Raw genomic sequence first — 19556 nt, 5'->3', positions numbered from 1 at the left:
GTAGACGGGGCACCACGACTGCCTGATGCTTTGTCGTGAATTGTTCGATAATGATTTCGTGTCAAATGTTGAGGGTCGGGCTCGGAAGCCGGACCGCGCACCAGGTTGACGGACCCGCTCGTGACCCAGGACAATTCCGTTCTCATCGTTTCGGACAGGCCGCAACTGGCGGCCCTGCTCTGCCGCGCCGTCGAGAACGTGCTCGCCTGCCGCTGCATCGAGCCCCGCGAGGCCCTGCCGGCGGTGCTGCCCCTCGTCGCCGTGGTCGACATCACCGGCGACGCGCGCCTCGCCGCCGCCTGGATCGTCCGGCTCCACGGCGCCCGGATCGCGAGCCTGGAGCTCACCAACCGGCCCCCCGCCGCGCGCGGCCGAGCCGCCGTCGCCACCCGCACCCTGCCGGCGGATGCACCCCGCACGGCGGTCCTCGCCACCCTCTTCGCCCTCGTGGACGCCTGGCAGGCCGCCCGCCGGAGCGCCGTCGCCGCCCCCATCCGGAAGGTCCGGGACATCGCCGAGCGGGCGCGGGCCGCCGTCGGCCTGGTGGCGGGCGCCTTCGAGGCGGCCGAGGCCGGCCGTCCCGTGAGCGCGGAGGGGGTCGATGCCGGCACGGAGCTGATCCTGGCGGCCGTCTCCGATTCCGGCATCCGCACCTGGCTCGACGTCATCCAGAGCCACGACCAGCAGCTCTACCAGCACTCCCTCAGCGTCGCCGGCTACGCCGCCGCGTTCGGGGCCGGCCTGCGACTCGCCCGCGCCGACCAGAAGCGCCTGGCCCAGGCCGCCCTCCTGCACGATGTCGGCAAGGCGAAGATCCCCCTGGCGATCCTGAACAAGCCCGGCCGCCTCACCGCGGAGGAGATGGCGGTGATGCGCACCCATCCGGCCGTCGGCGCCGACCTCCTCGCCGCCCAGGGCGGATTCGACGCCGCGACCCTCGCCGTGGTGCGCTCGCACCACGAGATGCTCGACGGCAGCGGCTATCCCGACGGCCTCGCGGGGGCGGCGATCCCCGATCTCGTGCGCCTCGTCACCATCTGCGACATCCACTCGGCCCTGACCGAGCGGCGCCCCTATCGCGATCCGCTGCCCCACGGGGAGGCCCATGCCCTGATGCAGGGCATGGTGCCCAAGCTCGATGCCGACCTCCTGGCGGCGTTCCGCCGGGTCGTGCTGCAGGGCGTGCTCGACGACGCCGTCGTCTGAGACGCGATCCCGGGCGCCGTCCCGCGCGGACGAGGCCCGACGCCGTCCGGCGGTGAAAGTCTCGCTATGACGAAATTCTCGGCATGATAATGCCTGTCGAACGGGATCATCTCCCGGGGGCGCGCAGTCCGGAGAGATCCTCTCCGCCGTGGCACGCATTCAAAAGAACGTTTCATTGATTCTCGTGCGTGCAACGGGCACGTTTTCGTCAGAACGACGTCACGGAAAACCCGTGGCAGAGCCCGGTTCACAGAGCACAGATCTCTCGAATGTCCAGAGTTGGCCAGCGCTCGTCTTGGGCGATGGCACCGTCGCGTCTGGAGATCTTTGGCGTCCACGAAAGTCACCCTATGTCGCTGCCCCGCATCGTCGGCTTCACCGCCAATCTCCAGCGCCCCTCGAAGACCCGGGCGCTGGCCGAGTCCCTCGCCGAGGCGGTGGGCACGCACCTGCGGGCCGAGATCCGCCTGTTCGACATGGTGGATGCCGGCACGGGCCTCGGGGCCGCCTGGTCGCGGGACCTGCTGCCGCTGCCGGCCCGCCGCATCGTCGAGGCCATCGAGGGCGCCGACGCGCTCATCGTCGGCTCGCCGGTCTACAAGGGCGCCTATACGGGCCTGTTCAAGCACCTGTTCGACTTCGTCGACCCGGCCGCCCTCGTGGGCAAGCCCGTGATCCTCTCGGCCACCGGCGGCGGCCCGCGCCACGCGCTCGTGGTCGAGCATTCCTTACGCCCGCTCTTCGGGTTCTTCAGCGCCCACACCATCCCGAGCGCGGTCTACGGCTCCGACGCGGATTTTCGCGACGGCGTCCTCGTCGACGACGGCGTGAAGGCCCGCATCGCCGACGCCGCGAGCCAGCTCGCGGACCTGCTCCAGGCCCGGGCCGCCCGGATCGCCGCGCCGGAGGCCCCGGTCGCCGCCTTCGCCAGCGCCGGCTGAAGGCGCCCCGCCGATGCTCTCCCGACGCACCCTCCTCGCCGGCGCCCTGGCGGCGGGCCTGCCCGCCCCGTCCCGGGCCGGGGAGGCCGGCACCTTCCGGATCGGCTACCAGAAGAACGGCATCCTCGTCGTCGCCAAGCAGCAGGGCGCCATCGAGCGGGCGCTGAAGCCGCTGGGCGTGTCCGTGCGCTGGACCGAGTTCTCGTTCGGTCCCCCCGTCCTCGAGGCCCTCGGCGTCGGCGCCATCGATTTCGGCCAGACCGGCGCGCCGCCCCCGGTCTTCGCCCAGGCGGCCGGCAATTCCCTCCTGTACGTCGCAGCCCAGGATGCCGGCGGCTCCGGCGAGGCGATCCTGGTGCCGCAGGGGTCGCCCCTCGGGACGCTCGCCGACCTCAAGGGCAAGCGCGTCGCCTTCGCCAAGGGATCGAGCGCCCACTACCTCGTCGTCCGCGCCCTGGAGAAGGCGGGGCTGGCCTACACGGACATCGAGCCCGTGACCCTGGCGCCGGCGGATGCGGCGGCGGCCTTCGCGCGGGGCGCCGTGGACGCCTGGGCGATCTGGGACCCGTACTTCGCCATCGCCGAGCGACAGCCCGGCACCCGCATCCTGGCCAGTGCCGCCGAGATCGAGAAGCCCACCAACTTCTTCCTCGGCAACCGGGACTTCACGCAAGGCAACGCCCCCGTGGTCCAGGCGGCGGTCGGCGCTCTCGCCGAGGTGGCCGCCTGGTGCGAGGCGCATCGCCCGGAAGTGGCCGCCCTGCTGTCGAAGGGCACCGGCGTGCCCCTCGACGCGACGCAGCGCGCCGTCGACCGCAGCGTCTACGTCATCGCGCCGCTCACCGAGGCGGTCATCGCCGGCCAGCAGCGCGTGGCCGACCGCTTCCAGGCCCTGGGCCTGATCGCCAACCCCATCCGCGTCCGCGATGCCGTGTGGACGCCGCCGGCTCCCCCGGCGAGCAAGGGCTGACCGCAGAATGACCGCGTCCCTCACCACCCGCACCCTCGAGCGCCTGACGCCCTGGCTCGTTCCCGCCGTGATCCTGCTCGGCTGGCAGGTCGCCGCCTCGACGGGCCTCGTCTCCACCCGGTTCATGCCGGCCCCCTCGGGGGTCGTCGCGGCGGGCTGGGAGGCGGCGCGCAGCGGCGAGCTCTGGACCAACCTCTCGATCAGCTTCGCCCGGGCGGCCGTCGGCTTCCTCATCGGCGGCGGCATCGGCTTCGCCCTCGGCCTCGCCAACGGCCTGTCGCGCCTGTCCGAGCGCCTCACCGACACGACGCTGCAGATGATCCGCAACATCCCGCACCTGTCGCTGATCCCCCTGGTGATCCTGTGGTTCGGCATCGACGAGGAGGCCAAGCTCTTCCTCGTGGCGATCGGGGTGTTCTTCCCCGTCTACGCCAACACCCTGCACGGCATCCGCTCGGTGGACCCGCAGCTCGTGGAGATGGGCCGGGTCTACGGCATGTCGCCCACCACGCTCTTCACCCGCGTGGTCCTGCCCGGCGCGCTGCCCTCGATCTTCGTGGGCCTGCGCTACGCGCTGGGCATCATGTGGCTGACGCTCATCGTGGCCGAGACGATCTCGGCCTCCTCGGGCCTCGGCTACATGGCGATGCAGGCCCGCGAGTTCATGCTGGTGGACGTCGTGGTGCTGGCGATCGTGATCTATGCCGGCCTCGGCAAGGCCGCCGACGCGGTCACCCGCCTGCTGGAGCGCCGGTTCCTGGCCTGGAACCCGGCCTACCGGAACGCGTGACGCGGCGGCGGCTCTCCTCCCGAAATCCTCATCTCCCCTTCGACGGTCCGTCCCATGCTCGCCACCGCCCTCCGCGTCCCCGAGGATTCCCCGATCCGCGATCCGAAACCCCGCGGGGTCGCCGCCCCGAAGGCGCCGGCCCGCGCCGCGCCGCCCTCCGCCACGGGCATCGGCGTCACCCTGCGCGACCTGCGGAAGGACTTCGACGGCCACACGGTGATCGAGGGCCTCGACCTGCACATCCCGGCCGGGCAGTTCGTGGCCGTGGTCGGGCGCTCGGGCTGCGGCAAGAGCACCCTGCTGCGCCTGATCCTCGGCCTGGAGCAGCCGAGCGCCGGCCGCATCGCCCTCGAGTCGGGCGCCGTGCGCACGCCCCCGAAGCGCATCATGTTCCAGGAGCCGCGCCTGCTGCCCTGGGCCCGGGTCGTGGACAACGTGGCGGTGGGCCTCGGCGAGGGCGGCCGCAAGGCCGAGCGCCGCGCCAGGGCGCAGGCGGCGCTGGCCGAGGTCGGCCTCTCCGAGAAGGCCGGCAACTGGCCCGCGACCCTGTCGGGCGGCCAGCGCCAGCGGGTGGCGCTCGCCCGCGCCCTCGTCAGCCGCCCGGGGCTGCTCGCCCTCGACGAGCCCTTGGGCGCCCTCGACGCCCTGACCCGCATCGACATGCAGGCGATGATCGAGCGGATCTGGCGGGCGCAGGGCTTCACCGCGATCCTCGTCACCCACGACGTCGCCGAGGCCGTGGCGATGGCCGACCGCATCCTCGTGGTGGAGGCCGGCCGCATCGCCCTCGACGTCGCCGTGGACGTGCCGCGCCCGCGCCGGCGGGGCGATGCCGACCTCGCGGCCCTGGAAGGCCGCATCCTCGACCACCTGTTGTCCGAGCGCGCGCCGTCCTGAGCGCTGCCTCCCCGTCCAAGAAAGATTTCCCATGACCGGTCAGACCGACGTTCTCTGGTTCCTCCCGACCCACGGCGACGGCCGCTACCTCGGCGCCCAGGAGGGCGCCCGCGACGTCTCGCTCGCCTATCTGCGCCAGATCGCCCAGGCCGCGGACGAGCTCGGCTATTACGGCGTGCTCCTGCCCACCGGGCGCTCCTGCGAGGATTCCTGGGTGGTGGCCTCGGCGCTGGCGCCCCTGACGAAGCGGCTGCGCTTCCTCGTGGCCGTGCGCCCCGGCCTGCAGGAGCCGTCCATGGCCGCCCGCATGGCCGCGACCCTCGACCGGATCTCGGACGGGCGCCTGCTCATCAACGTCGTCACGGGCGGCGACCCGGTGGAGCTGCGCGGCGACGGCGTCTTCCTCGACCATGACGAGCGCTACGTCGTGACGGACGAGTTCCTGCACATCTGGCGCGGGCTGATGGCCGGCGAGACGGTCAGCTACGCAGGCAAGCACCTCCGGGTGGAGGAGGGCCGGGTGATCTTCCCGCCGGTGCAGACGCCCTATCCGCCGCTCTACTTCGGCGGCTCGTCGCCGGCCGGCATCGAGGTCGCGGCCGAGCATTGCGAGGTCTACCTCACCTGGGGCGAGCCCCCGGCGGGCGTCGCCGAGAAGATCGCCAAGGCCCGCGAAGCGGCCGACCGGAAGGGGAAAACCTTCTCCTACGGCATCCGCCTGCACGTCATCGTGCGGGAGACGGAGGGCGAGGCCTGGGCCGCGGCCGAGAGCCTGATCTCGCGCCTCGACGACGCGACCATCGCCAAGGCGCAGGCCACCCTGAAGCGCCAGGATTCCGTCGGCCAGAGCCGGATGATGGCCCTGCACGGGGGCGACCGCACCAAGCTCGAGGTCTCGCCGAACCTCTGGGCCGGCGTCGGCCTGGTACGCGGCGGCGCCGGCACCGCCCTGGTCGGCTCGGCCGATCAGGTCGCCGACCGGATGAAGGAGTACATCGACCTCGGGATCGACCGCTTCATCTTGTCGGGCTACCCGCACCTGGAGGAGGCCTACCGCTTCGCCGAGCTGGTCTTCCCCAAGCTGCCCTTGCGCGCCACCACCGGCGTCGCGCCTACGAACGCCCGCAACAACGGCCCGTTCGGCGAGGTCATCGCCAACGACATCGTCCCGAGTCGGCGCATCGCGGCCCATTGAGGCGCTGACGTCGAAGGCGCCTCCTCGGCGTCGCCGCCGCTCATCGCGGGCACGACGCGGTGTCCGCGCTCCTCGCCCCGCAGGCGGCGACCGTATTCACGCATCCGCCTCTGCAAGCTCGGCGCGTCCCTCTCCCCCTTGTGGGAGAGGTGAGGAGTGGGGGGCGGGTGACCCTCAGCCGGCCGAGGCTGGCGGAGCCACCCCCACCTCCCACTCCTCCCCACGAGGGGGAGGAGGGCCACGTCGTGCCGACCTGTGGAAATCCGGTCGCCGCAGGCGGGGAGAGAGCCTTCCCGGCGCTCCACCCCACCCCCAGCCCAGAGGACAGTCCCATGCCCGCCGCCACCCGCGCGCTCGCGCTCCGCTCCGACGGCACCCGCCGCGCCGGGATCCTGCTCGCCGCCCTGGCCGTGCTGACCTTCGGGGTCCTGCACGCCCGCGCGGACGAGAAGGTGATCCGCATCGGCTACCAGAAATACGGCACCCTGGTGCTGCTCAAGGGTAAGGGCCTGCTGGAGCAGCGCCTGAAGCCGCTCGGCTACCGCGTCACCTGGGCCGAGTTCCCCTCGGGGCCGCCCCTGATGGAGGCGCTGAATGCCGGGGCCGTCGATCTCGGCTCGGCCGGCGAGGCCCCCCCGATCTTCGCCCAGGCCGCCAACCCGGACCTGCTCTATGTCGGCCACGAGCCGGCAGCACCCAAAGGCGAGGCGATCCTGGTGGCCCAGGACGGCCCGATCCGCACGGTCGCGGACCTGCGCGGCAAGAAGATCGCCCTGAACAAGGGCTCGAATGTCCATTACTTCCTGGTCCGGGCCCTGGAGCAGGCGGGGGTGCCCTACGAGGCGGTGACGCCGACCTTCCTGGCGCCGGCCGACGGGGCCGCCGCCTTCGCGCGGGGCGCCGTGGACGCCTGGGCGATCTGGGACCCCTACCTCGCCTCGGGCGAGCGCAGCACCGGCGGTCGCATCCTCGCCGACGGCGCCGGCCTCGTGCCGAACCGCCAGTTCTACCTCTCGACCCGCGCCTTCGCCGCCGCGCACGGCCCGGCCCTCGACGCGACGCTCGCCGCCATCGGCGCGATCGACGCCTGGGCCAAGGACAACACCGACGCGGTGGCGGCCGAACTCGCCCCCTCCGTCGGCATCCCGGCGCCGATTCTCACGGTGGCCCTGCGCCGCCTCACCTACGGGGTCACGCCGCTGGGCGCCGAGACCACCGCCGACCAGCAGCGGGTCGCCGACACCTTCCACCGCCTCGGCCTGCTGCCGAAGCCCGTGGACGTCGCCGCGGCGGTGAGGAAGCCCGGGAGTTGAGGCGGCTCAGCCCGGCAGCACCGGCGCCTTGACCGCCGGCAGGCGGTCGAGATCCGCCGGATTGAGGTGGGTGTGCGCCGCCACCAGGGCGTGCGGGGTGAGGGCGAGCCACTGGCGCAGGGAGATGTCCGCGTAGGTCGGGCTGCGGAACATCTCCAGGAAGGTCAGGGGCGTCGGGCCGGTGTTCTCGATGTAGTGGCCCATGGCGAAGGGGACGTAGCCGACGTCGCCGGCCTGGTAGTCGAAGGTGCGGGCCTTCGATTCCGAGCCGAACACCGTCATGCGGCCCTGGCCCGCGATGTAGAACTGCCACTCGTCGCCGTTCGGGTGCCAGTGCAGCTCGCGGATGGCTCCGGGCTCCAGCTCCACCAGGGCGGCCGCGATGGTCTTCGAGGCCTTGAACACCGAGGAATCGGTGATGCGCACGGTGCCGCCCGGCAGGCTGAGGGGGGCCTGGGCCAGCATCCGGTGGCTGAAGGGCTCCGGCACCGGGCCGCTACCGCCCATCCGGTCCGCGTCGAGGGGGCCGGGCATCGGCCCCGGGAAGATGTAGAGTTCCTTCTCCGGCACGCCCGCGAAGGCGCTCTCCGGCAGGCCGAAATTCTTGGCCAGGATGTCCCTCGGCGTATGCGCCATCCAGTCGGTCAGGAGGAAGGTGGAATCCTCCGAGAACCCGCCATCGTCGAAGACCAGCAGGAACTCGCAGCCGTCGACGCCGTCGGCGGACAGGCCCTGGATCGAATGCGGGATGCCCGAGGGGAAGTACCAGAGGTCGCCCGCGCCGACATCGTCCGCGAAGGTCCGCCCCTGCGCGTCCACCGCGGTGATCCGGGCCCGGCCCTTCAGCATGTAGGCCCACTCGGCCTCCTTGTGCCAGTGCATCTCGCGCACCACCCCGGCGCCGAGCCGCATGTTCACCCCCGCCATCGCTTTCGACACCGGCAGTTCGCGGATCGTCGTCTGCCGGGCCCAGCCCCCCTCCTCGAGGCGCATGTGGCTGTCGGCGAAGGACCATTTCAGGTTCGGCATCGTGCCGTGGTCGGTCCGGGGCGGGCGCAGGGTGAAGGGATCCTGCGCCTCCCGGGCCGGGTTGCGGGGCCCCAGGATCGAGGCGTCGTCCTTGCCCCGGATCGGGCTCTGCGCCCCGGGTGCCGCGGGCTGAGCCTGCGCGCCGGCCACGGTGAGGAGGGAGCCCCCGGCGGCGGTGGCGGCCAGGAGGCTTCGGCGGGACAGGTCGGTCATGGGCAGCGGGTCTCGGGCATCGGGTCGCGTCTGGCGTCCGGGGGCGCCGCTGGGCGCCCCCTCGCCCTCGTCAATCGGCCCCGCCGCCGGCCGTTCCGCGCCTCACGGCCTCGTGCGGCGGCCCGTCAGGCCGCCGCCGCGAGGGCGGGCGCCGGGCGCTCGCCCTGCGCCGCCAGGCGCTCCAGGAAGGCGGCGGCGAGGCGCCCGCGCGTCGCCGGGTCGTCGCTGCCCTGGCGCAGGAGCACCCGGTTGTCCTTGCGCACGATATGGGCGTGGGCCGGCACCGGCAGGGGCGGCGCGTTCGGCCGCAGGTCGGCGGCCAGCCCCTGCGGTCCGCCGCTGAGGCGGTGGATGCCGAGCCCGAGGCAGCCGACCCGGAGCCGGGCCAGGGCGATCAGGTCCTCGAAGGCGGCGGGCGGCGGGCCGAAGCGGTCGACCACCTCGCTGCGCAGGGCCTCCACCTCCTCCGGGTTCGCGAGGCGCAGGGTGCGGGTGTAGAGGCTGAGCCGCACCTCCGGCTCGGGCACGTAGTCGGCCGGCACGGCGCCCGACAGGCCCAGCCGGATCTCCGGGTTCCAGTCCTCGGCGGGCTCGCCCTTGGCGGCGCGCAGGGCCAGGTGCAGCAGGTGCTGGTAGAGCCCGAGCCCGATGAGCTTGACGTGGCCGGCCTGGTTCTCGCCGACGAGGTCGCCCGCCCCGCGCAGGTCGAGGTCCCGGGCGCTGATGGCGAAGCCCGCGCCCAGGCGGTCGAGGGCCTCCAGCGTCCGCAGGCGCTTTTCCGTGGCGGGCGTCAGCGGCCGGTCGGGGCGGCTCAGCAGGTAGACCACGCCGCGGCGCTGGCCGCGCCCGACCCGGCCGCGCAGCTGGTGCAGCTGCGACAGGCCGAAGCGCTCGGCATCCCAGACCAGCATGGTGTTGGCGCGCGGCACGTCGAGCCCGCTCTCGATGATGCTGGTGGCGAGCAGCACGTCGCCCTCGCCGTCGGCGAAGCGCACCATCACGTCGTCCATCTCGGCAACGTTGAGCCCGCCGTGGGCCACCCGGGTCTGCAGATCCGGCACCAGCTTGGCGAGGCGCGCCGCCATGGGGGCGATGTCCTCGATGCGCGGGCAGACCACGAAGCTCTGGCCGCCGCGCCGGTGCTCGCGCGTGAGGGCGTCCCGCATCGCCTCGTCCTCGAAGGGCCCGATCACGGTGCGGATGGGCTGGCGCACGGAGGGCGGCGTGGCGATGACGCTGAGGCTCTGGAGCCCCACCAGCGCGCTCTGCAGGGTGCGGGGGATCGGGGTCGCGGTGAGCGTGAGCACGTGGCCGTCCCCCGCCGCCTCCCGCAGCCCCTGCTTGATCTTGGCGCCGAAGCGCTGCTCCTCGTCGATGACCATCAGGCCGAGATCGGCGAAGCCCACGCCCTTGGCCGCGAGGCAGTGCGTGCCGACCACGAGGCGGATCGTGCCGTCGGCCAGCCCCGCCTTCACCCGCTTGGCCTCCGCGGCCGAGACGAGGCGGGAGAGGTGGGCGACCTCGAGGCCGAAGCGGGCGAAGCGCCGGGTGAAGGTCTGCACGTGCTGGCGCGCCAGCACCGTGGTCGGGGCGACGATCGCCACCTGCTTGCCGGCGAACACCGCCGCGGCGGCGGCCCGCAGGGCGACCTCGGTCTTGCCGAAGCCGACATCGCCGCAGACGAGGCGGTCCATCGGCCGGCCGGAGGCCAGGTCCGCCATCACGCCGCTCACCGCCGCCGCCTGGTCGGCGGTCAGGGCGAAGCCGAAGCCGGCGGCGAAGCGCTCCATCTCGCGCTCCCGCGGCACCAGGACCGGCGCCCGGATCGTCCGGCGCTTCTCGGCGTCCGCCAGCATCACCCGGGCGGCCCGGGCCATGCAGGCCTCCGCCTCGAGGCGGCGGCGTCCCCAGCTTCCGCCCTCCAGCTTGTCGAGGGTCACGGCCTCCACCTCGGAGCCGTAGCGCCAGATCCGGTCGGCCTGCGAGACCGGCACCATCAGGATGCCGTCGCCGGCAAAGCGCAGGCGCAGGGCGTCCTCGCTCCCGCCCTCGCCGGTGCTCACCGCCTCCAGGCCCTCGAAGACGCAGAGCCCGTTGTCGCGGTCCACGGCGACGTCGCCGATGCGCAGCTCAACCTCGCCGATGGGCAGGATGGCGCTCGGGCCCCCGGCCGCCACGGTGGCGGCACGGGCGCCGAAGAGGTCGGCGGCGGCGACCACCGCCACCCCCTCGCCGGGCACCCGGAAGCCCGCCTCGATCGGGGCCTCCAGGCTGAGGAGCGCGCCGGGCTTGGCCGCGACGGCCTCGGCCCAGGCTCGGACCGTCCGGGCCTTGCGGCCCAGCGCCCGTTCGGCGATGCGGACGAGGCGCGCCAGGGGCTCGGCCGGTCCCGTGAGGAGGATGCGGTCGCCCGCCTTCAGGCGCTCGCGCAGGGTCTCGGCCAGGGCCGTGTTCGGCCGGGCCTTGCGCACGAAGGCCGGCATGGTGAGGTCCTCGGCGCCCTCCGCCTCCGCCTCGGCGACCCGGCGCGCCGCGAGCTGGGCCGCCCAATCCGCGGGGCTGAGGTAGAGGCCGCCATCCTCGGCCCCGCCGCGCCGGGACCGGGCCGCGGCCTCGCGGCCCTCGTCGATCTGCTCGAAGAAGGCCTGCGCCCGCTCCTCCGCCCCGTCCTCGACCACAAGGCGCGCGTCGGGCACCTGATCGAGGACCGTGACGAGGGACGGGTAGAACCGGGCGAGGCCGTGCTCCTGGCCGGTGAAGGGCGCGAGCCGGCTCTCCGAGCCCTCGGGCAGGAGGATCTCCGTGGCGGGGTCGATGACGAGCAGGTCGGCATCGGCCAGCGAGCGCTGTGAGACCGGATCGTAGGAGCGGATCGCGGTGACCCGGCCCTCCTCGTACTCGATGCGGCAGGGGCGGTCGGCGGCGGCCGGGAAGACGTCCACGGTCCGGCCCCAGACCGCGACCTCGCCGGGCTCGTCGACCCGGTCGTCGAGGATGTAGCCCAGCCGCTGCAGGAAGGCGGAGACGGCGGAGGGATCGAGGGCGTCGCCGACCCGGACCTCCAGGCGCGCCTGCGCCCAGGTCTCGGCCGGGGGCACCCGCTGGATCAGGGCGGGGGCGGTGGTGAGGACGATGTCGGGCAGGGCCGCGGTGTCGGTGAGCCAGCGCAGCACGCCGGTGCGCGCGCCCATCACCCCGCGCGAGGGCGACGCCCTGTCGTAGGGCAGGCAGTCCCATTCGGGGTAGATCGCGACGCTGCGCTCGGGCGACAGGGCGCGCAGGATCTTGGCGATGACGTCGAGCCGGTGGCTCTCGCGGGCCATGTGGATCAGGGGCTTGCCGGTCCGCGTCAGGTCCAGGAGGGCGACCGCCAGGGCACCGGTGGGCACCAGGGGCGCCACGATCTCGGGGCCGGCCGGGGCGGCCTGCGCCGGCGCCGCGGCCGGACGGCCCGCACCGGTTCCCTTCCCAGATTCCTTGCCGGCCCCCTTGCCGGCCCCCTTGCCGGATGCGGCTTCGGAAACCGTCTCGGCCGGTGTCCCCGAGGCCTTGCGGGAGGCGGGTTTCGGCGCCGCCTTGGCACGCGGCCCCTGGGGCGACGTCTTGGTCGGCCGCTCGACCGGTTTCTTGGCCGTTTCCTTGCCCGGTTCCTTGGCCGATCCCCCGGCCATTTGCTCGGCCGATCCCTCGGCCGTCGCGGTCGAAGCGGAAGACGACGCGGTCCTGCGTTTTGCCATCTGGGGTGTGCGCTGCCCGGCTCGAGGAGAGGACTCGGGAAACGCGGCCGGAGGGTCCGGGCTCCGTTCTTTCGCCCGCCGTCCCCAGTTTGTCGCAGGCCTGTGGATCACATCTCCGGGTCGGACGCCGCCTCCAGGCGGCCCTGCGCGATGGCGGCCTGGAAGGCGGCGAAGTCGGCCTCGTTCTGGTCGCCGTAGGCCAGGGCCCAGTCGGCCAGGGCCTCGCGCAGGTCGCACTGGCGGTCGCGGCCGCAATAGCCCGCGATGGCCGCCGCATCCCCGGTGCGGGCATGCGCCCGCGCCAGCAGGGCGCCGTAGGCCCAGGAGAAGTAGATCAGCGGCTGGCCGGTGAGGCCGGCCACGGGGATGTCGCCCTTCATGTTCTTCATCTGGCGCACGTAGAACGGCCGGCCCTCGATGGTGGTCCAGCCCAGCAGCGGGTCGCCCACCGCCTGGAGCAGGCGCTGGCCGTAGATCACCCGCTCGCCCTCGTGGTCGCCGTAGGCGTCCGGCATGCCCGCGAGGTAGGGGGCATGGGCCGGCGTCACCGCCTCCTTGACCTGGAGGAAGAGGACGTCCTGGTCGGAATTCCCGCACAGGAGCGCCACGTAGGCGCGGGTGCCGACGCTGCCGACCCCGACGACCCGGTGGGCGACGTCCACCACGTGGTAGCGGCTGAGCATGAACCGGCGCTCGCGCGGCAGGGTCTCGGCATAGTGCTCCAGCCCGCCGATCACCGCCTCGCGGGTCTCGGCATCGACGCTCGTGAGGATCGGGGGCGCCGCCTTGAAGCGCCAGCCGCCGTCGGTGCGGCGCTCGCCGACCCGGGCGAGCAGGCTCTTGTTGTGCTTCTTGCGCGCCTTCTCCACCGCCTTGGCGATGACCGCCTCGGAATGGGCGTCGATGGTGAGCCCGGCGAAGTCGAGCTGGTCGGCCCGGGCCGCCTGGTGCCAGACGTCGAGGGGCCCCTGCGGCGCCAGCTCGGTCATGGTGTGCTGGTAGCCCGCCACCGCCGCGAGGGCGGCCTCGCGGCGCTCGGCCTTGACGACCCCGTCGGTGCGCGCCGCCACCTCGATGCTGGCGGCGAGGCGCTTCAGGTCCCATTCCCAGGGGCCGATCGTGACCTCGTCGAAGTCGTTGAGGTCGAGGACGATGTCGCGCTGGGGCGTGCCGAACAGGCCGAAATTGGCCAGGTGCGCGTCGCCGTTCATCACCACCGCGATGCCGCTGCGCGGGGTGTGGGCGAGGTCCCAGGCCATGACGTGGGCGGCCCCGCGCAGGAAGGCGAAGGGCGAGCTCGCCATGCGGGCGACCCGGAGCGGGATGAGGTGCGCCTGGCGCCCCTCATGCGCCGCCTCGATCAGCGCGACGGGGTCGGGCCGGTGGGCGGGCGGCGTCCAGGCCGCGTGGGCGGCGTGCGGCACCGCCTCGCGCAGGGCCTTGCCGGCGTGGCGACGCTTGTCCCAGGGCTCGCCCGCCTCACGCAGGTTGATGCGCGGGATGTCGGCGAGGGGCGCCAGCAGGATGTCGTCGGCCTCCGGGCGGACCTCGGTCGCGCTCGACCCGTCAGCGCGCAGGCTGACATCCTGGGGGCATTCCATGCACGGTCCTCACACGCGAATTCGTGAAGGACAAATCTTGACCATTTGGGATCGTTCCCGGGGCAACACGTCTCAGGACCGGGATTCATCCCGCTGCCCAGCGTCGGGACGCGGCTGCGGAAGGCGACGTTGGCAAGGGGCGTTGCGGCGGCCGGCGTTCAGGCCCGGTCGTCCGCCCTTGGGGGGAGGGGCGAACCTCGATGACGTGCCGCGAGGGGGCTGGTCGTTCAGGATGGAGGCCGGGGTCCGGATTTGAACCGGACGTACGAATCCTTGCGGGGATCCTGGCTCGACACTCACCCACCTGGCCGAGATCCAGGAAGCATGGAATCCGCGACGCGGCAAGGCGGATGTGCTTCGGGAACGCTGGCGTTGTCATCGCTCTCTGAAGACCATCCCCGTCCGCGACGCTGTCTGAAGCGTGCGTGGTCGCCCCCCATCGGCGCGAAGCTTGCCCCGAAGGCCGGCTCCCCTGCGGGCCGGCGCCGATTGACCCGCAGCGGCAAACCGCGTTCTTGAGCGCGGCGATTCAGGAGTGCTTGAACGATGTCCGCAACGACCGTCCCGACGACGCCCTACGACGACCAGAAGCCGGGCACGTCCGGCCTGCGCAAGAAGGTGCCGGTCTTCCAGCAGGCGCATTACGTCGAGAACTTCGTCCAGGCGATCGTCGACTGCATTCCCGATCGGGCGGGCGCCACCCTGGTGCTCGGCGGCGACGGGCGCTTCCTGAACCGCCAGGTGGTGCAGACCACCCTGAGGATCGCCGCCGCCAACGGCTTCGCCCGCGTGCTGGTGGGCCAGGGCGGCCTGCTCTCGACCCCGGCCGCCTCCTGCGTCATCCGCAAGCACGGCGCCATCGGCGGCATCATCCTGTCGGCGAGCCACAACCCGGGTGGCCCCGAGGGCGATTTCGGCATCAAGTTCAACACCGCCAATGGCGGCCCGGCCCCCGAAAGCGTCACGGCGGCGATCCACGCGCGCACCAAGGCGCTGACCGAATACCGGATCGTCGCCGGGCCCGACCTCGACCTCGACACGATCGGCGAGACCCGGATCGGCGACATGACCGTCGCGGTGATCGACCCCGTCGCCGACTACCTCACGCTGATGCGCGAACTCATCGACTTCGACGCGATCACGCGCCTGTTCGCCGGCGGCTTCCGCATGCGCTTCGACGCCATGAGCGCGGTCACCGGCCCCTACGCCCACGCCATCCTGGAGGGCGTGTTCGGCGCCGAGCCGGGCACCGTCCTCAACGGCACGCCGCGGGAGGATTTCGGCGGCCACCACCCGGACCCGAACCCGGTCCACGCCCACGACCTCTACGAGCTGATGCTGAGCGCCGACGCGCCGAACCTCGGCGCGGCCTCGGACGGCGACGGCGACCGCAACATGATCGTGGCCCCCGGCCTGTTCGTGACCCCGAGCGACAGCCTGGCGATCCTGGCCGCCCACGCCCACCTCGCCCCCGGCTACGCTCAGGGGCTCGCGGGCGTCGCCCGCTCGATGCCGACGAGCCGGGCTCTGGATCGGGTGGCGGCGTCGCTCGGCATCGCGGCCTACGAGACCCCCACCGGCTGGAAGTTCTTCGGCAACCTGCTCGATGCCGGCCTCATCACCCTCTGCGGCGAGGAGAGCGCCGGCACCGGCTCGAACCACGTCCGCGAGAAGGACGGGCTCTGGGCCGTGCTGATCTGGCTGAACATCCTGGCGGTCACGGGCAAGCCGGCCCAGGACGTCGTGCGGGGGCACTGGGCCGCGTTCGGGCGCGACTACTACACCCGACACGATTACGAGGAGATCGACGCCGGGGCCGCCAAGGGCCTGATGGAGGGCCTGCGGGCCAAGCTCGCCACGCTGCCGGGCAGCAAGCTCGGCGGCCTCACCGTCGCGGCGGCGGACGACTTCCGCTACGTCGATCCCGTCGACGGCTCCGTCACCGAGCAGCAGGGCGTGCGCGTCACCTTCGCGGAGGACGCCCGGGTGGTCTACCGCCTCTCCGGCACCGGCACGGCGGGGGCGACCCTGCGGGTCTATATCGAGCGCTACGAAGCCGCCCCAGACCGGCTCGAATTGCCGGTGGCGGAGGTGCTGGCCCCGGTGGTGGCGGTGGCCAACGCGCTGGCCGACATCGCCGCGCTCACCGGCCGCGCCGCGCCGAGCGTCGTCACCTGAGGGGCGCACGCCCGCACGGGCGCCCGTGATCCGGCGTCGCGGCCCGGAACAGGGCCGGGCGCCGGTCCCTTGTCCCCGCATCGATTCGAACGGTGCGAGGAGACGGGCTCACATGACGCTGGAAGGCAAACGCGCGCTGATCACGGGCGCGGATTCGGGAATCGGACAGGCGACGGCCGAGCTGTTCGCCCGCCAGGGCGCCGACGTGGCGATCACCTACAACACCGACGCGGACGGTGCCCGCGAGACCGCGCGCCGGGTCGAGGCGGCGGGCCGCCGCTGCCTCGTGATCCAGAACGATGTCGGCGATCCGGCCTCGGTGGCGGCGACCTTCGCGCGGGTCGCGCAGGATCTCGGCGTGCTCGACATCCTGGTGAACAATGCCGGCCAGGCGATGAGCGGCATGCCGGTGGCCGAGATGGACGACGGCAAGCTCGAGCAGATCCTGCGCGTCAACCTGATGGCCCCGGTCTTCTGCGCCCGGGCCTTCATCAAGGTCCGCCGGGCCCAGGGCGGGCGCGGCAAGATCGTGATCGTCTCCTCGGTGGCCCAGCACCTGCCCACCCCGGAGAGTGCCCCCTACGGCATGTCGAAGGCGGGCGTCGGCTCGCTGTGCCGCAGCCTGGCGCGGGAGCTCGCCGAGGATCGGATCAACGTCAACAACGTGGCGCCCGGCCTGATCGAGACGCCGATGACCGCCGACCGCTTCGAGAACCCGGACAAGCTCGCCCAGTCCCTGGAGCGCATCCCGTGGCACCGGGCCGGCCAGCCCGACGAGATCGCCAAGGCGATCCTCTACCTCGCCTCGGACGATGCCGACTACGTCACCGGCCACACCCTGGTGGTCGACGGCGGCCTGACCATGCAGTGGGGCGGCGCCTGAGGGGGTGACGGGGGCCGCGGGGCGGCCGCCCGGGTGGGCGGCGCCTGACGCCCGGTCCGGTCCGGGTCGGGCCGGACCTCGTCGGCCCGACCCGCGCTCCGGCGGCCGGAAGGCCGGCGGAGCGCCCTGTGGCGAGATCGCGACGAAGCGGTCGCGAGGACACCCGCGTCGCGCCGGACCCCGGCCGGTCAGGCTTCGGGCCGACGCAGGGCGTCGATCAGGGCGCGAAGCGTCGGCGTCGCCTGCCGGCTCGGATGGTAGAGGTGGTAGCCGGGGAAGGGCGTGCACCAGTCCGCCAGAACCTGCACGAGGCGGCCCGCCGCGATGTCGGCGGCCACGTCCTCCTCCAGCATGTAGCCGAGCCCGGCCCCGGCCCGCACCGCGGCCCCCGACAGGTCCGCATCGTTGACGATGAGCTGCCCCTTGGCCCGCACGCGCACCTCCTGGCCGTCGCGCGCAAACTCCCACGGCAGCAATCCCCCGCCGCCGACCAGCCGGTAGTTGACGCAGTTGTGCCCGTCCAGGTCGGCCGGCGTCTCGGGCCGCGGATGGCGCGCGAAATAGGCGGGCGTGCCGACCACCACCGTGCGCAGGTCCGGCCCCAGCCGCACCGCCACCATGTCCCGCTCCACCGACTCGCCGAAGCGGATGCCGGCGTCGAACCGGTCCGCGACGATGTCGGCCAGGCGATCGTCGATGACGACCTCGACCGAGACGGCCGGATGGTCGAGGAGGAAGCGCGGCAGGGCCGGCTCGAGCACGCGGCGTGCGGCCGAGGAGAAGGTCGTCAGCCGGAGCGCACCGGACGGCGCACCGCGCCAGTCGGCGAGGGCTGCAAGGCCGCCTTCGATCTCCGCCAGCGCCGGGGCCAGCGACCGCACGAGCCGCTCGCCCGCCGGCGTCGGCGCGACGCTGCGCGTGGTGCGCGCCAGCAGCCGAACCCCGAGCCGTTCCTCCAGCCCGCGGACGGCGTGGCTGAGCGCCGAGGGCGACAGGCCGAGTTCCGCCGCCGCACGCGTGAAGCTGCAGGTGCGCGCGACCGCCGCGAAGGCCGCGAGATCATCGAGTGTGCCTCGTCGCATTGCTGAATTCCACTCACAGACCCTTGTCGCCGATTTCGGCTAATCCCCCTGGGTTGGTGGCCTTATCCTGGGTGATATCAGCAAGGATATGCAACAATGGACCTCACGCATTACCGCACGCTCGGCCGCTCCGGCCTGGCGGTCAGTCCCCTCGCGCTCGGCACCATGACCTTCGGGACGGCGCGCTGGGGGCTGGACGAGGCCGGCAGCCGCGCTGTGTTCGATGCCTATCGGGAGCGGGGCGGCAACTTCGTGGACACGGCCGACGTGTATGCCGGGGGCGAGGGCGAGGCGATGCTCGGGCGCTTCATCCGCGCGTCCGGCATGCGGGACGGGATCGTCCTCTCGACCAAGTCGGGGTTCGCGACGGGCAACGGTCCGCACGCGGGCGGCAACGGTGCCAAGCACGTCCACGCGGCGCTGGAAGGCTCGCTGCGCCGTCTGCGAACCGACTACGTCGACCTCTACTGGGTGCATGTGTGGGACGGGGTCACGCCGGCCGAGGAGTTGCTGGAGACGATGGCCGGTCTCGTGCGCGCCGGGAAGGTTCGCTATTGGGGCGTGTCGAACACGCCCGCCTGGTACGTTGCCACGCTCGCGACGCTGGCCGCACGACGCGGGCTGCCGGGGCCGATCGCCCTGCAGTACTTCTACGCCCTCGTGAACCGGGACGTGGAGGACGAGCACATCCCGCTCGCCGCCGCATTCGGCCTGGGCGTGGTGCCGTGGTCGCCGCTCGCCTACGGGCTGCTGAGCGGCACGTACGACCGCGCGACGGTGGAAGCGGCCGGACCCCGCGCGGGCGGCCTGCCGAGGGATGCGGCGGCGTCGGGCGAGGCGCGTCCCGCCGGCGACAAGCGGCTCGATGGGGCCAATCCGTTCGGCGACAGCCTGTTCACGCCGCGCAACTGGACCATCGTCGAAGCGGTGCGCCGGGTGGCGGAGGCCATCGGGCAATCGCCGGCGCGCGTGGCGCTCGCCTGGGTGATGGGGCGACCGGGTGTGACCGCGACGCTGATGGGCGTGAGCCGACCGGCGCAGGTGGCCGACAACATCGCTGCGCTCGATGTCGTGCTCGCCGCGGAGCATCGCGCCGCGTTGGAGGCGGTCAGCGCGCCGGCGGAGCCACGCCTGATCTACGGCCTGTCGCGAGCGCCGTTGCGGCAGGCGGTCGTGTTCGGCGGCGCGCGGGTTCAGGCCTCGGGCGAGGCGGCCTGAGGCCCATCCCGTCCCGCCCACGCTCCCGCGCCCTGAGCGAGCACCGCTCGATCGGACGGCCAATGTCCGGCGTCATGGCGGTGCGCCCCAAGAGCGGACGGTCGGCCGGGGCGCGTCCCCGGCCTCGAAGGCCGTCCCCCGGGAGTCTGTCAGGCTCATCCTGAACCCGACAGACCCTCGAGTCCTGTCCGGTCGTTGGTCTTTTCGGGAGAACCGGTTTCCCCGAATCCCGGACAACCGCTAGCGCGGGTTCTGCCAGGTGGTCGCGGCGGGGGCGGTGGTGACCGGGGCGAGGCTGCCGGT

The 19556-nt window shown here is 73.0% G+C and carries 14 protein-coding genes and 1 tRNA gene; 10 read left to right on the top strand and 5 right to left on the bottom strand.

Features of this window, described 5'->3' with window-relative positions:
• Nucleotides 1–120 precede the first annotated feature (120 nt).
• From AC6EUL_RS12180 to AC6EUL_RS12150, 7 genes are all read left to right on the top strand, one after another.
• A complete protein-coding gene (locus AC6EUL_RS12180; protein WP_056211840.1) occupies nucleotides 121–1206 on the top strand; it encodes an HD-GYP domain-containing protein in 1086 nt (361 codons plus the stop codon).
• A gap of 350 nt (nucleotides 1207–1556) precedes the next feature.
• Nucleotides 1557–2147: an FMN reductase gene (msuE, locus tag AC6EUL_RS12175; RefSeq protein ID WP_056211764.1), complete on the top strand. Its 591-nt coding sequence runs from the start codon at nucleotides 1557–1559 to the stop codon at nucleotides 2145–2147.
• Between the two features lie 13 nt (nucleotides 2148–2160).
• Complete coding sequence (locus tag AC6EUL_RS12170; RefSeq protein WP_056276026.1) at nucleotides 2161–3117, top strand: aliphatic sulfonate ABC transporter substrate-binding protein; 957 nt, start codon at nucleotides 2161–2163, stop codon at nucleotides 3115–3117.
• Nucleotides 3118–3124: 7 nt separating this feature from the next.
• On the top strand, nucleotides 3125–3907 hold the full coding sequence (ssuC, locus tag AC6EUL_RS12165; RefSeq protein WP_499870317.1) for an aliphatic sulfonate ABC transporter permease SsuC: 783 nt from the start codon (nucleotides 3125–3127) through the stop codon (nucleotides 3905–3907).
• Nucleotides 3908–3961: 54 nt separating this feature from the next.
• Nucleotides 3962–4804: an ATP-binding cassette domain-containing protein gene (locus tag AC6EUL_RS12160; protein ID WP_056352127.1), complete on the top strand. Its 843-nt coding sequence runs from the start codon at nucleotides 3962–3964 to the stop codon at nucleotides 4802–4804.
• Between the two features lie 31 nt (nucleotides 4805–4835).
• A complete protein-coding gene (gene ssuD, locus AC6EUL_RS12155) occupies nucleotides 4836–5999 on the top strand; it encodes an FMNH2-dependent alkanesulfonate monooxygenase (protein ID WP_056276019.1) in 1164 nt (387 codons plus the stop codon).
• 332 nt (nucleotides 6000–6331) lie between these two features.
• Nucleotides 6332–7312, top strand: coding sequence for a sulfonate ABC transporter substrate-binding protein (locus tag AC6EUL_RS12150; RefSeq protein ID WP_499870314.1), 981 nt, complete (start codon nucleotides 6332–6334; stop codon nucleotides 7310–7312).
• Nucleotides 7313–7318: 6 nt separating this feature from the next.
• Here the strand turns inward: AC6EUL_RS12150 and AC6EUL_RS12145 are convergent, their stop codons facing one another.
• The 4 genes from AC6EUL_RS12145 to AC6EUL_RS12130 all read right to left on the bottom strand — a co-directional run bounded on the left by AC6EUL_RS12145 (nucleotide 7319) and on the right by AC6EUL_RS12130 (nucleotide 14202).
• Nucleotides 7319–8554 (bottom strand): oxalate decarboxylase family bicupin, encoded by a 1236-nt coding sequence (locus tag AC6EUL_RS12145; RefSeq protein ID WP_499870312.1) that lies wholly within the window; start codon nucleotides 8552–8554, stop codon nucleotides 7319–7321.
• A gap of 125 nt (nucleotides 8555–8679) precedes the next feature.
• Complete coding sequence (locus AC6EUL_RS12140; RefSeq protein ID WP_499870310.1) at nucleotides 8680–12225, bottom strand: DEAD/DEAH box helicase; 3546 nt, start codon at nucleotides 12223–12225, stop codon at nucleotides 8680–8682.
• A gap of 173 nt (nucleotides 12226–12398) precedes the next feature.
• Nucleotides 12399–13892 (bottom strand): DUF2252 domain-containing protein, encoded by a 1494-nt coding sequence (locus AC6EUL_RS12135; RefSeq protein WP_499870308.1) that lies wholly within the window; start codon nucleotides 13890–13892, stop codon nucleotides 12399–12401.
• A gap of 233 nt (nucleotides 13893–14125) precedes the next feature.
• Nucleotides 14126–14202, bottom strand: a tRNA-OTHER gene (locus tag AC6EUL_RS12130).
• Between the two features lie 236 nt (nucleotides 14203–14438).
• Here AC6EUL_RS12130 and AC6EUL_RS12125 point away from each other — a divergent pair.
• Nucleotides 14439–16070 carry an alpha-D-glucose phosphate-specific phosphoglucomutase gene (locus AC6EUL_RS12125; protein WP_499870306.1) on the top strand — a complete coding sequence of 544 codons (1632 nt, stop codon included), beginning with the start codon at nucleotides 14439–14441 and terminating at the stop codon, nucleotides 16068–16070.
• A 112-nt stretch (nucleotides 16071–16182) separates the two neighbouring features.
• The gene (locus AC6EUL_RS12120; RefSeq protein ID WP_056211782.1) at nucleotides 16183–16953 is read left to right on the top strand and encodes an SDR family NAD(P)-dependent oxidoreductase; all 771 of its coding nucleotides are present in this window, start codon (nucleotides 16183–16185) and stop codon (nucleotides 16951–16953) included.
• A gap of 188 nt (nucleotides 16954–17141) precedes the next feature.
• Here the strand turns inward: AC6EUL_RS12120 and AC6EUL_RS12115 are convergent, their stop codons facing one another.
• Nucleotides 17142–18035: a LysR family transcriptional regulator gene (locus AC6EUL_RS12115; RefSeq protein WP_499870304.1), complete on the bottom strand. Its 894-nt coding sequence runs from the start codon at nucleotides 18033–18035 to the stop codon at nucleotides 17142–17144.
• A 96-nt stretch (nucleotides 18036–18131) separates the two neighbouring features.
• Here AC6EUL_RS12115 and AC6EUL_RS12110 point away from each other — a divergent pair, with 96 nt between their 5' ends.
• The gene (locus AC6EUL_RS12110; RefSeq protein WP_056276003.1) at nucleotides 18132–19253 is read left to right on the top strand and encodes an aldo/keto reductase; all 1122 of its coding nucleotides are present in this window, start codon (nucleotides 18132–18134) and stop codon (nucleotides 19251–19253) included.
• The last annotated feature ends 303 nt before the right edge of the window (nucleotides 19254–19556 follow it).

It is taken from the genome of Methylobacterium sp. 001424705 (genome assembly GCF_059816145.1).
This window is presented reverse-complemented; position numbering and strand designations above follow the sequence as displayed.